Annotated in this window: 10 protein-coding genes; 5 read left to right on the plus strand and 5 right to left on the minus strand. The window is 46.2% G+C overall.

Features of this window, described 5'->3' with window-relative positions; genetic code table 11:
- On the plus strand, positions 1-1,122 hold the full coding sequence (gene cydB / locus FCL48_RS16320; protein ID WP_136873556.1) for a cytochrome d ubiquinol oxidase subunit II: 1,122 nt from the start codon (positions 1-3) through the stop codon (positions 1,120-1,122).
- 216 nt (positions 1,123-1,338) lie between these two features.
- On the opposite strand, the gene FCL48_RS16325 is transcribed toward cydB, so the two are convergent.
- Genes FCL48_RS16325 through def form a run of 4 tightly spaced genes read right to left on the minus strand, consistent with a single transcriptional unit; the run spans position 1,339 to position 4,462 of the window.
- Positions 1,339-1,803 (minus strand): phosphatidylglycerophosphatase A, encoded by a 465-nt coding sequence (locus FCL48_RS16325; RefSeq protein ID WP_136873558.1) that lies wholly within the window; start codon positions 1,801-1,803, stop codon positions 1,339-1,341.
- Positions 1,800-2,975, minus strand: coding sequence for a nickel pincer cofactor biosynthesis protein LarC (gene larC, locus FCL48_RS16330; protein WP_136873560.1), 1,176 nt, complete (start codon positions 2,973-2,975; stop codon positions 1,800-1,802). The genes FCL48_RS16325 and larC overlap by 4 nt, the downstream gene beginning before the upstream one ends.
- Before the next feature lie 25 nt (positions 2,976-3,000).
- Positions 3,001-3,939: a methionyl-tRNA formyltransferase gene (fmt, locus tag FCL48_RS16335; protein ID WP_240744865.1), complete on the minus strand. Its 939-nt coding sequence runs from the start codon at positions 3,937-3,939 to the stop codon at positions 3,001-3,003.
- Between the two features lie 16 nt (positions 3,940-3,955).
- Positions 3,956-4,462, minus strand: coding sequence for a peptide deformylase (gene def, locus FCL48_RS16340; protein ID WP_136873564.1), 507 nt, complete (start codon positions 4,460-4,462; stop codon positions 3,956-3,958).
- A gap of 503 nt (positions 4,463-4,965) precedes the next feature.
- On the opposite strand from def, the gene FCL48_RS16345 reads away from it, so the two are divergent.
- The 4 genes from FCL48_RS16345 to FCL48_RS16360 all read left to right on the plus strand — a co-directional run bounded on the left by FCL48_RS16345 (position 4,966) and on the right by FCL48_RS16360 (position 10,025).
- Positions 4,966-7,548, plus strand: a complete 2,583-nt coding sequence (locus FCL48_RS16345; protein ID WP_136873566.1) for a TRAP transporter permease — start codon at positions 4,966-4,968, stop codon at positions 7,546-7,548.
- 95 nt (positions 7,549-7,643) lie between these two features.
- A complete protein-coding gene (locus FCL48_RS16350; protein WP_136873568.1) occupies positions 7,644-8,141 on the plus strand; it encodes a universal stress protein in 498 nt (165 codons plus the stop codon).
- Between the two features lie 212 nt (positions 8,142-8,353).
- A complete protein-coding gene (gene plsY, locus FCL48_RS16355) occupies positions 8,354-8,953 on the plus strand; it encodes a glycerol-3-phosphate 1-O-acyltransferase PlsY (RefSeq protein ID WP_136873570.1) in 600 nt (199 codons plus the stop codon).
- Between the two features lie 112 nt (positions 8,954-9,065).
- The gene (locus FCL48_RS16360) at positions 9,066-10,025 is read left to right on the plus strand and encodes an NADPH:quinone reductase (protein WP_136873572.1); all 960 of its coding nucleotides are present in this window, start codon (positions 9,066-9,068) and stop codon (positions 10,023-10,025) included.
- Positions 10,026-10,115: 90 nt separating this feature from the next.
- Here FCL48_RS16360 and FCL48_RS16365 read toward each other — a convergent pair whose 3' ends face one another.
- A complete protein-coding gene (locus FCL48_RS16365) occupies positions 10,116-12,245 on the minus strand; it encodes a bacteriohemerythrin (protein WP_136873574.1) in 2,130 nt (709 codons plus the stop codon).
- Positions 12,246-12,657: the final 412 nt, after the last annotated feature.

A 12,657-nucleotide genomic window follows, 5' to 3' on the forward strand; every position in this document is an offset into this window, starting at 1 on the left:
ATGATCGGAAATCTCGATACAGCAACACTACAGCAGATCTGGTGGATCCTCTGCTCAGTGGTAGGATCCCTCTTTCTCTTTCTTAACTTTGTCCAGGGAGGACAGACCCTTCTGTGGCAGGTGGCTAAAAGTGATACAGAAAAATCACTTGTTATAAACTCCCTTGGACGGAAATGGGAGCTCACTTTCACCACCCTGGTACTCTTTGGCGGGGCTCTTTTTGCCGCCTTTCCAAAATTCTACGCTACAAGTTTTGGTGGAGCTTACTGGGTCTGGATGCTGATCCTCTTTACCTTTATCATCCAGGCGGTCAGCTATGAGTACCGGAAGAAGCCAAATAATCTTCTCGGTGCAAAAACCTATGAATCGTTCCTGTTCATCAATGGTTCTGTCGGTATTCTCCTTATTGGCGCAGCGATTGGAACCTTTTTCACCGGCTCCAATTTTACCCTCAACGATTTTAACAACGTTACCTGGACCAATCCGTTGCGGGGAGTTGAGGCGGCATTTTCGCTGTTCAATCTGTCTATGGGGCTCTTTCTGGTATTTAATGCGAGGGCGCTGGGAGCGATGTATCTTGTGAACAACATTAATTTTAATGGGGTTCCTGAGCTGGAAGCTCGTTTGAGAAAATCCTGTTTAACAAGCTTTCTCTGTGCCCTGCCATTTCTGTTGTATATTGTTGTAAGCCTCATCTTTATTGACGGTTATGGCACCGATGCCAATGGAGTTGTCTCTATGGTTGCCAATAAATACATCGGCAACCTGCTTGCCATGCCTGTTGTTCTCGGCTTGCTGCTTGTCGGTCTGGTCCTGGTTATCCTGGGTGTTACCAGAACGGGTCTTGGCAATGGTACCACCGGTATCTGGTTTGGTGGTCCTGGTACTGTTCTGGTCGGTCTTGCAATTTTGTTTACCGCCGGCTTTAACAACACCGCTTTCTATCCATCAAAAGTGGATCTGCAGTCAAGTCTGACTATCTATAACGCCTCTTCAAGTCACTATACTTTGACGGCGATGACCTATGTCGCCATGGTGATCCCTGTCGTGGTTGGCTATATTGCCTATGTGTGGCATGTGATGGATTTTAGAAAGCTAGATACAGATGACATCAAATATTAAGATATTTCTGTCTATTAGAGGAGTTTATTATGATGAATGCAGTGTTGCTCATAGGCTGGGTTGTTCTGATCGTTGCCACCTATAAATTGTCGGTGGTTGTACTGGAAAAAACAGATAACCTATAAAGCCCGCTACCCAAAAAGCCCCCTGTCTTTTCTTGATAGAGACAGGGGGCTTTTTTTTGCCTTTCAAAAGGAGGAATCATCCTTTGCAGATCTATGCCAGAAGGAAACCGCCAGTTCTCCAGAGAACCTGCAGGCAGATGAGTGCGTAAATACCTGCGACAACATCGTCCATCATGATACCAATGCCGCCATGAATGCGCTGATCAAACCAGGATACCGGAAAAGGCTTGAAGATATCAAAGAGCCGAAACAGGGCAAAACCTAAGAGCCAGGCGATGGGATGGGCGGGTGCCGCGAGCAGGGTGATAAACATGCCCAGAATCTCGTCGATGACGATACAGCCGGCATCTGGGGTATCGAGAATTTTTTCGGCAGAACCGGAAACGAAAAAGCCGAGAACAAAAACGCAGACAAGCATGACCAGGTAGCTGGTAAGAGAAAGATCCTTGAGAAAAAACCAGGGTACAAATGCCGCGAGAGAACCCCAGGTGCCCGGTGCCTTTTTCATCTTACCGGCATAGAGTCCGGTGGCAATTGCCATGATGAACTGGTTCATTTTTTACCACCCCTGTATGTCTGAACTTCGTGATATACTTCCTGAAGGGATACTTTATATGTATCTGCAATTTTACGACACTCCTCATATTCCGGATAGATTGTAACCCTGTCTGTGCCGATGACCTCTTTTGCCATAATTTTTCCCCAGGGGGTCTCAACAGTCACAGGCCTTCGTTGCAGAGTCCGTCTGGATTCTGTCCGGAACCGAACACCAATTGCCGAGGTCTCACTGAAGATGGTTTCCTGGATCTGTTGTCTGTAGGCAGGGGAGGTGATGACCTGGAGAGTATATCCGGGACGACCTTTTTTCATCAGTATTGGAGTAAGAGTGACGTCGAGTGCACCTCTTCTAAAAAGGAGCTCCGTGAGATAGGGAAAGCCTTCACTCCTCCAGTCATCAAGGTTGGTTTCTATGACTTCAACCGTTTGTTTTTCAGCTACATTCAGTTCAGTACCCAGGATTAAGCGGAGCAGATTAGGTTGGCCATTCGCAAGTTTCTGGCTTCCGGCACCATAGCCGGTTTTTTCCACAGTCATGGGGGGCGTAGCTCCAAAATCGTCACAAAGGCCGCGGATGAGTGCCGCTCCAGTTGGGGTGACCAGTTCCTGCTGCAGGTCAACGCCATAGGTCGGCAGCCCGCTCAGCAGCTCACAAACCGCGGGAGCAGGGAGCGGCAGCATGCCATGGTCACACTCGACAAAGCCATGTCCGCTTGGCAAAGGTGAGCAGACCACTCTGGCAATCCCCAGCTGTTCAAAGCCAACAACCGCACCGACTATATCGATAATAGTATCGAGTGCCCCCACTTCATGGAAATGAACCTTGTCTATTGCTATCCCGTGAACCTTTGCCTCGGCCAGGCCAAGCAGGTTAAAAATTTTCAGGGATCGATCGATAACTGCGGTGCTGAGTTCACTTGCTTTCAACAGTTTTTCGATTGCAGGCAGTGTGCGCAGGTCCTGCCGTTTTGTTTGGTCTATGGATACTTTGCATGCATTTATGGAACACTCCTTGTGCTCCATAAAAGAAATATCCATGCCGGGCAGTTGGAGTTTTTCAAGTTCTTCAACAAGAATTTTTTTTTCCAGGCCGCAGTGAATCAGGGCACCGAGGAGCATATCTCCGCTGATACCGGAGAAGCAGTCCAGATAGGCTGTTTTAGGTGTCATAGAATATTAAGTGTCTGGTCGGCGTTTAGGTGAGTTGAGTTCCGGGTGGGATGCTGCAACCGCAGAGAAAGGCATCCACCGGCATGCGCTTTTTGCCTTCCGGTTGTATTTCGCGGATCTGCAGGCAATTGGTTTCGCAGGATACCAGAATGCCACGTTTGTCGGCCTGGATGACTACTCCTGGATCAAAATCAGAGTCTTTGTAAACGACTTCCGGACTGAACAAGCGCAACCGTTTGCCGTTTAAAAAACAAAATGCGGTTGGCCAGGGATCAAGGCCACGGATAAGTCCTTCGAGCTGTTCCGCATCTTTGTGCCAGTCTATACAGCCATCGTCTTTTTTAAACATCGGTGCATGGGTTGCCTCTGAGTGGTCCTGAGGTATTGGGATTACCGTTCCCTCTTTGAGGCCCTTGACAGCCTTTAAAAGCGTGGTACTGCCAAGTTGTGCAAGTTTGGTAAAGAGAGAGCCTGCAGTCTCGTCAGGCTCTGTGATTATGGAACTTTTGAGAAGTATGTCACCGGTGTCCATACCTTCGTCCATCTGAATGATGGTAACACCAACTTCTTTATCCCGATTGATAACTGCCCACTGGATAGGTGCGGCACCGCGGTATTTTGGGAGAAGGGAACCGTGCACATTTATGCAGCCCATGGGGGCAAGGCCTAGTATTGAAGGAGGTAGAATTCGGCCATAGGCAGCGACGACAAACAGATCGGGCTGGTAAGTAAGTAGTCCGTTTTTAAATTCTTCTGTTTTTATTTTTGTGGGCTGAAGAACAGGTATTCCCGCTTTTTCGGCAATAATTTTAGTTGGCGGAGGGGTGAGTTTTTTACCTCTTCCTTTGGCTCTGTCTGGCTGAGTAACAACTGCGACAACTTCATCGGGACCATCAATGAGCGCTTGGAGTGTTGCTGCTGCAAAATCAGGCGTACCCATGAAAATAATGCGTAGCGGTTGCATCGACATTTTTCTCCTCTTACTGTTTAAGCCATTTTTTAACTTTTTTCTTATAGAGGTTTCTTTTCAGGCTACTCAGGTGATCAAGAAAAAGAATACCATTGAGATGATCTATTTCATGCTGTAAAACGACAGCGAATCGATCCTCTGTTGTCAGCTCATGTGGTGTTCCCTGAAGGTCCTGATAAGCAACTGTGATCCTTTTGTAGCGGTTGACGTTTGCGGTGAGTTCTGGAACGCTGAGGCATCCCTCCTCATCAAGCTGTTTTCCTTCATGGCTAATGATTTCCGGATTAACCATGGCCATGAATTCTTTTTTTTCTTCACGGTCCTTTGAGGTGTCCACAATAATCAACTTAACAGACTTTCCAACCTGCGGTGCTGCAAGTCCAATCCCCGGTGCATCGTACATGGTTTCTCCCATGTCGTTTACGAGCTGGGTTAGATTCTCATCAAATTCGGTGATCTTTTTTGTTTCCTGGCGCAGTACCGGCTCGGGGTACTCATATATTTTTAGAATACTCATTTTACTCTTAATTCACGTATATTTGATTGGATGTTAATTGTTTAAAAAACGAAAACAATGTACCACAACAGTATTTTTTCTGCCACGCATACAGAGGATAAGCATAATATGAGCATATGTTAACAGCAAAGTAGAATGGTTGATGGGCTATCTGCAGGAACGGTCGGTTATCGGACTGGGGTTCAGGTAACAGGAAAGCGAGCTGCCTGAAGCCATAAATTCCTGTCCAAATGCTCAAAAAGCTTGACATTTTTAGGGAAAAAAGGTGAACTTGCATGCGTATACCAGGGTCAAATTATTTCCCTTCCTATGTTAGCATTGAGTTGCGGAGCACAGGTTTTTCAACTTTGCTAATAGCTTAACGATATAAAATAATATGTGTTTTTTTATTTGAAGTGCAGCGGAAACGATCTCGAATAGAGTCGAAAAGACTGTGAGGCGGGAAGAGCCTGCTACAGTTATTTAACCTAATTGTTCAGATATTCACAGGAGAAGAGGTAGATATGACAAAAGCCACAGAAAACCCGGTCCCTGGAGATCTGGTGGAGGACCTGGTCGCAGAAGTTGATACTGGTGGGCGTAATCCCCAGGGAGCGATTTCGAGGAATGTATTATTTTTTGTTCCTTTGGTCTGGACACTTTTTCAGCTCTGGTATGCATCTCCTTTACCTTTTATGCTGAATATTTTTGTCATTAATGACACTGAAGCCCGTTCTATTCATCTGGCTTTTGCAGTTTTTCTGGCCTATACAGCATTTCCTACATTTAAATCATCTCCAAGAAAACATATTCCGTATCAGGATTGGGTGGTAGCCTTTATCGCAGCGTTTTGTGCCGGGTATATTTTTATATTTTATGCAGGGCTGGCAGAACGACCAGGAAGACCAACGACCATAGATCTTGTTGTGTCGGTAATGGGGCTTATCCTCTTGTTGGAGGCGACACGAAGGGCTCTTGGGCCACCGCTCATGATTGTCGCGACCGTGTTTATCATCTATACCTTTGCCGGGCCTTATATGCCCGAGGTTATCGCCCACCAGGGAGCCAGCCTGGTAAAGGGAATGTCCCACTACTGGCTGACAACAGAAGGTGTCTATGGCGTGGCGCTTGGGGTGTCGACGGGGATGGTCTTTATGTTTGTCCTCTTCGGTTCTCTGCTTGAGGCAGCTGGTGCTGGAAACTATTTTATCAGGACAGCCTTTGCGGGCCTTGGTCACTTGAAAGGGGGGCCTGCCAAGGCGGCGGTGGTCTCTTCTGCTCTGACCGGCCTTGTTTCCGGGTCTTCTATTGCTAATGTGGTAACCACAGGAACCTTTACCATCCCCCTTATGAAAAAAGTCGGTTTTTCAGCCGAAAAAGCAGGGGCCGTTGAAGTCGCTTCCTCAACGAACGGGCAGCTCACTCCTCCGGTTATGGGGGCCGCAGCGTTTTTGATGGTTGAATATGTAGGTATCTCCTACATTGAAGTCATCAAGCATGCTTTTCTCCCAGCAATTATCTCCTATATTGCTCTTGTTTATATCGTTCATCTCGAAGCGTGTAAGATGGATCTTCAAGGGCTGCCAAAGAGGAAGACCAAAACCCTGGCGCAGTCACTTCTTACTTTCGTCTTTGTTGTTCTCAGCCTGATAGTCATGGGTGGCGTGACCTATTACGGGCTCGGCTGGATAAAAACCTTTGCAGGTGACAAAGCCATATGGATTATTTGTGCGTTATTGACAGTGGCCTATCTTCTGCTCATCTATCTTGCCTGCAAAGTGCCCGATCTTGAGGTTTCAACAGAGATTACAGAACTCCCCGATCTTGGTTCCACAGCACAGGCCGGATATTATTACTTGCTACCCATCGTTGTTTTGATGTGGTGTCTGGTAGTAGAGAGACTCTCCCCTGCACTTTCTGCCTTTTATGCGACTGTGCTGCTTATAGTCATTGTCCTGACTCAGCATCCTTTAAAAGGGTTTTTTAGAAAAATTCAGGGAAGCGAGTACAGTTTTTCCAGAGGTTGGAAAGAGATGATACTTGGAATGGTTTCCGGTGGCAGAAACATGATTGGCATCGGAGTTGCGACAGCGACGGCTGGTATCGTGGTCGGTACGGTTACCCTTACAGGTATCGGTCTGGTTATGACTGAGTTTGTGGAATTTATCTCCGGCGGTAACCTGATGTTGATTCTTGTTTTTACCGCCTTCATCAGTCTTCTCCTGGGAATGGGCTTGCCGACTACGGCAAACTACATCGTTGTTTCAACTCTGATGGCGCCCGTTATTGTAAGTTTGGGTGCCCAGAATGGTTTGATCGTGCCTTTAATTGCGGTCCATCTCTTTGTTTTTTATTTTGGAATATTGGCAGATGACACCCCGCCGGTGGGACTTGCCGCTTTCGCTGCTGCAGGAATTTCGGGAGGTGATCCGATTCGTACGGGTATTCAGGGGTTTGCCTACGATATACGTACAGCGATTCTGCCTTTTATTTTTATTTTTAACAACGAACTGTTGATGATCGGTATCGATAATTGGTTTCACTTCGTGGTGGTTGTTGTTGGTGCCATTATTGCGATGCTGGTCTTTGCCGCGGCGACCCAAGGCTGGTTTGTGACAAAGTCTCGTTGGTGGGAAACAATTGCTTTGCTGTGTATCGCCTTTACTCTTTTCAGGCCAGGTTTTTTCTGGGATGAAATATATCCACCTCTTACCGATGAATCTCCCCTGCAGCTGGTTCAGGTGCTTGACAGGCTTGAGCCTGGCTCCCAGCTTCGGTTGAAACTGAAAGGCGAAAATATGAGGGGAGACGAGTATCAGAAGACTGTCATGTTAGCTGTAGGTAATGAGCCGACAGGCGCTGAGAAGCTCAGTGGCCTCGGGATAGAGACAAGAGATGAAGATGGTCGGATCTTTGTTGATATGGTGGGTTTTGGCAGTCCTGCAAAAAAGGCTAAGATTGATTTTGACCAGGAAATTTTAAGTATCCAGATGCCATTGGACCGACCCAATAAAGAACTTATGTTTATCCCGGCATTACTTCTTCTTGCTCTTGTCTGGCGATTACAGAAAGCCAGAGTAAAAAAACACGAAGCAGCAGTCGTATAAATATAACTGGGAAGGTCGTAAAATCATTCGAAACAGGCTTTTCCAATTTCGTACCAGAACCACCTTTTGCATGAAAATTTACTGGAGATTACTTCATGGTTCAAAAAATATTGGTTCCGATCGCATTTACAAAGTACTCGAAAGGTATTTTGAACTATGCCGCAGAATTGGCAAAATTTAGCGAAGCTGAACTTATTGTGGCGCATGTCATCAACGAAAGAGACCTTGAAGCCGTCGATAAAATCACCTCGTACGGTTACAAGGTAGATGTCGCACATTACGTTGAAACCATTAAGAAAGAGCGTAAGGAGGAACTTGATAAGCTGCTTGCCGACCTTACTCTGGCAGATAATAAAGTGACCTACACCTTTTGCGTGGGTGAGCCAACAAATGAATTATTGAAACTGGTCGTTGATCGGAATGTTGACATGGTTGTCATGGGAGTGAAGGGCAATAGCCTCAGTCATATTTTTACAGGATCTGTGGCAGAGAGAATGTTTCGAAAATGTCCGGTGACTCTTGTCTCTTATCGTGGAGATGATGTTGCCTTGCGTTTACGCAAGAATTTTGAAAAACAGCGGGAAAAAGAGTGATCAAGAAGATCCTTTCCGTTCGGTGTGTTGGAAGAATGAGAGACAGTTGAACAGGCCTGTTCAACTGTCTCTCATTCGCTGGAGTACTTTATGGACTAAAGCTTGTGGGCAACAATAAAAGGCCATTGTTGGGTGTTGGTTTCCAGAGTGTTGCAATCGATCATGTTGTTGATATCAGGTTGTATTAGAGAAATTTTTTTTATTGAACGATTATGCAAATATTATTTCCTGTCATTGGCTATTTATTGGGCTCTATTCCTTTTGGTCTGGTCATTGGCAAAATGGTTGGGGCCGATGTTCGTCAGGAAGGAAGTCGTAACATTGGTGCGACGAATGTCAGCCGGGTGCTCGGCAAAAAGCTGGGGTTTCTGACGCTTGTCTGCGACTGTTTGAAGGGATTTATACCTATGGCTCTGGTTTCTTACGTGCTTCCGGAAAGTGAATCAAGGGAAATGGTCATGGCAATCACCGGTGTTATGGCTGTTGTCGGCCATATGTTTCCCATATATCTCAAGTTTAAAGGCGGCAAAGGTGTTGCCACGGGGCTGGGGGTATTCTTCTATCTTTCTCCTGTTGCAATAGTTCTCAGCCTTGTTGTCTTTGTGGCTTCGGTTGCTCTCAGCGGTTTTGTCTCCGTTGGTTCGCTTTTGGCTTCAGGCTTGATCCCGTTCTGGCTGTATTTCCTTGGTGCATCAAAAACGACAATTCTGGCAGCCTTCCTGGTGGCACTGCTTATCTGGATCAAACACCACGAAAATATTGGCCGGCTGCTTCAGGGCAAAGAAAAAAGCTGGAAGAAAGCCAAGCAGTAGAGAACCCGGAGGACTGTAATTGTGAGGAGGAGAGCAATTCATCTTCATCGAAGGCTGTTCTGGGTCGTGGCGAGAATACATTCGATATAAAGTTTTATACATGGAGGGTGCTGTGAAAGCTATAGTTGTAAAAGAATTTGGCTCCCCTGAGGTGATGAAGGTCCTTGATTGTGAGCTGAGAGCGCCAGGAGCAGGCGAGGTTTTGATCGCAGTCGAAGCGATTGGAGTAAATCCCGTTGAAACCTATATCCGTGCAGGGACCTACCCCAGATTACCGCAACTCCCGTATACGCCGGGTGGTAATGTTTCTGGTACGATTGAAGCATGTGGCGAAGGAGTGACCAGTTTTAAAGCAGGAGACCGGGTGTACAGCGCTGCAACAGTTACCGGGGCCTATGCAGAAAAAACGATTTGCCAAAGCGATGATGTGTTTTTTTTACCTGAGACTATCTCTTTTGCTCAGGGGACTGCATTAGGTGTTCCTGCGGCTACAGCATGGCGGGGATTGTTTCTCCGTGGAGAAGCAAAAACAGGGGAGCGGGTACTGATCCATGGGGCTAGTGGTTCTGTTGGTCAGGCGGCACTGCAGTTGGCCAGGGCTGCTGGAATGGAAGTGTTTGGTACAGCAGGGTCGGCTGAAGGTTGTCGGATGGTGGAACAGCTTGGGGCACTTTCTTGTAATCATAATACGCCCGGCTATGAAAAGGTGCTGATGGAAGCAACCTCCGGAAAAGGCTTTGATCTTATTTTGGAAATGCTGGCCAATAAAAATCTTGAAAAGGATCTGGATATGCTGGCTGTGCGAGGCCGGGTTGTCATTATCGGAAGTCGAGGGCGTATTGAAATAGATCCCAGGGCCACCATGGGCAAGGAAAGCGACATCAGAGGGCTGGCACTCTTTAATGCAACCAGGGCAGAGCTGGCAGTAACTCATGATGGTCTGGCAAAAGCGATGGCAGATGGGATCTTGTCTCCCCAGATCAGCCGGGAGTTTTCTCTACAAGATGCTCCTGCAGCCCATGTACAGGTCATGAAAGATGGCAATGGGGGGAAGATTGTTCTCATCCCATAAGTTTTGAAATCTTCTGTTCTCCTCCCTTTATTCCCATACCATGGTCTTAAAGAGAGGAGCGGAACCTGCATTACTCGTATCTGGCTAATCTTACTTGATGCCGTGTTCTTTCATAAACGGCACGTACTTGGTGTCTATTCCCTTAATGTGGCTGGTGAGCCAATCTTTTAAGAAGGTCATAAGGTTAATAGAGACTGTGGGATCACCCGCAATAAGTCTTTTCTGGTAATCCAGAACCTGATCCACAAGCTTTTTATGGATAGCCTTATGTTGTGTTTCTTCCTCATATCCATACTGAGCGAAGATTTTTTCCTCCATACCAAAATGCATCACTGTGTAGTCGACAAGTTCAGCCATAATTTTTTCGAGAGCGGGTTTTCCCTGCCGTGTTTTCATGGCTTTATGCAGATCGTTGATCATACGAACCAGAATTTTGTGCTGGTCGTCAACACGCTTGATTCCAATCATCAGGTTGGTTCCCCACGGCATCAGGTCCGGAATATGTACTGTGGATTGAGCGGGCATTTCATTATTTACATTGATCTTAAATTGGCTGATCATAGCTTGAAGACGGTTCGCAACGGTTTGCAGCTCTTTAGAACTCTCCTCGACGTCTTCACCATTTTTTGCAAGAGCCGATGCAGATTGACTGACATCTGCAATATCTTTTGCGACTTTATCAGCTACCGCTGAACTTTGGGCAACGTTTTCGTTCACCTCACTTATCCCTTGAGCGGCCTGGAGAACGTTTTCTGAAATCTCTGAGGTCGTGGCACTCTGTTCTTCAACAGAGATAGCGATATCTGCGACGATGGCATCCACTTTATTGATAACCGCAGTAATTTGACGAATTTCTGTAACAGTCGCGCCAGTTGAGTATTGGATGGAATCAATTTTGGCACGAATTTCACCGGTTGCAGCTGCGGTCTGGCGGGCCAGCTCTTTTATTTCGTTTGCGACCACTGCAAAGCCTTTCCCCGCTTCACCCGCTCGCGCGGCTTCTATTGTCGCATTGAGTGCCAGCAGGTTGGTCTGCTCTGATATTTCGGTTATGACCTCAGTAACTTTGCTGATTTCGTTGGCAGCGTTGCCAAGAGCGTCAACCTTTTCCTGAGAACTACTGGCGAGATTTACAGCATCGTGGGTGATTTCTCGTGCTTCTTTGGTTTTACCTGCAACGATGTCGATGGAAGATGAAACCTCTTCTGAGGCGGTCGCCACAATATTGACGTTTGTAGAAGCCTGCTCACTGGCGGCTGCTACTGTATTCATATTGGAACTCATCTCCTCTGTTGCGGCGGCCACGCTGGTGGAATGATTGGCAACTTCGTTTGCACCCTCTGTCATATTTTGTGAGATGACGGACAATTCGTTGGAGGTGGAGGAAAGTGTTACAACTTCGTCGTTCATTTTCCCTATAATATTCCCTACTTTAGTGCTCATTTCGTTGAGTGCCTGGGCGAGGACGCCAAATTCATCTTTACGTTGAAGCTCGAGTTTCTGTGAAAAATCTCCATCTGCCATTCTCTGCGAAAAACTCACCGCCTGACCAAGGATTTTAACGATCATCCGGCTTATGAAAAAGCTGAGAGCAATTCCAATGGTAAGAGAAATGGCAAAAAGAACAACGATCAATTGTTGCATCTTCCCGGAGAGATTGACGATGTGTTGTTGAAGGCCCAGTACTTCACCATCAACTTCTGAGGCGATTGATTGTAACTTACCCCTTACTGTATCGAGTTCTTGCAGGGTTTTGTTGTTATAAATATCTCTTACCGATGCGAGGAAATTCTCTCGGTTGCCATTGTTCTGTGCGATGACTTGTTTCATCTCTGTTACGGTTTCATGGAGTCTCTGGTGAGGTGCTTCCATTTCTTTTATGAGCCTGGCAATTGCGGGGATGTCTTTTTCAGCAGTTTTACGTCCTTCCCCGTAGAGCCATTTTCCGAGACCGCATTTAGTGTGGTCGTCCTGGGTTGTGAGACTATTAGTGTTTTCATCAATAAAGAGTTTGGATATGGAAGCTTGCCAGACAAGATGGTCTATTTCTCTTTCCCCCATCTCTTTCATCACCTCGATATGCGCCTTCTCATGGGCGATTTCTTCTGAGAAAGTGTGAAAACCATACCAGCTAAATCCCCCTATAATTGTGAGGAAAATTAAGATAAGACCAAAACCTATGAAGAGTTTGGTTTTTATAGATGAATCTTTCCAGCGCATAGATGCTCCTTCGGTTATATTTTTACATTCAATTGAAGACAAAGGTTATACGGTAAATCTGAGAGAGGAATTCTGTTGAAGTATATCTCTGCGCTAATGGAAAAATCAAATTTTCAACTGATTTATTTTGGTGAGCTACCGAAAAGGTAGAAAAAAGCAGGTTTACATCTTTTAAAGATATCGGTGTTAACAGCTGATCCATGGTGCCCTGAATGGTCTGATGGCGATTGCAGCAGTTTCTGCTGACACTTTTCAGTGTTTTATCCTGTCACAACTGGTTGACCGAATAGACCTTATACTCTATTATGCCTGGGTCTTAATTTTCTACGGTTTTTAGCTGGATCTGCTTTATTTATGATCTGGTTTTGAGGTTATGACAGCACGAATGTGCGATGACTGTCCTGGAGAAGCT

This window comes from Desulforhopalus sp. IMCC35007 (genome assembly GCF_005116575.1).
GTDB lineage: Bacteria > Desulfobacterota > Desulfobulbia > Desulfobulbales > Desulfocapsaceae > Desulforhopalus_A.

Excerpts from the sequence above, each read along its gene's own strand:
- cydB (WP_136873556.1), top strand. The coding sequence starts at position 1 with ATGATCGGAAATCTCGATACAGCAACACTACAGCAGATCTGGTGGATC.
- FCL48_RS16350 (WP_136873568.1), top strand. The coding sequence starts at position 7,644 with ATGGTTCAAAAAATATTGGTTCCGATCGCATTTACAAAGTACTCGAAA.
- plsY (WP_136873570.1), top strand. The coding sequence starts at position 8,354 with ATGCAAATATTATTTCCTGTCATTGGCTATTTATTGGGCTCTATTCCT.
- def (WP_136873564.1), bottom strand. The coding sequence starts at position 4,462 with ATGAGTATTCTAAAAATATATGAGTACCCCGAGCCGGTACTGCGCCAG.
- FCL48_RS16345 (WP_136873566.1), top strand. The coding sequence starts at position 4,966 with ATGACAAAAGCCACAGAAAACCCGGTCCCTGGAGATCTGGTGGAGGAC.
- fmt (WP_240744865.1), bottom strand. The coding sequence starts at position 3,939 with ATGCAACCGCTACGCATTATTTTCATGGGTACGCCTGATTTTGCAGCA.
- FCL48_RS16325 (WP_136873558.1), bottom strand. The coding sequence starts at position 1,803 with ATGAACCAGTTCATCATGGCAATTGCCACCGGACTCTATGCCGGTAAG.
- FCL48_RS16365 (WP_136873574.1), bottom strand. The coding sequence starts at position 12,245 with ATGCGCTGGAAAGATTCATCTATAAAAACCAAACTCTTCATAGGTTTT.
- larC (WP_136873560.1), bottom strand. The coding sequence starts at position 2,975 with ATGACACCTAAAACAGCCTATCTGGACTGCTTCTCCGGTATCAGCGGA.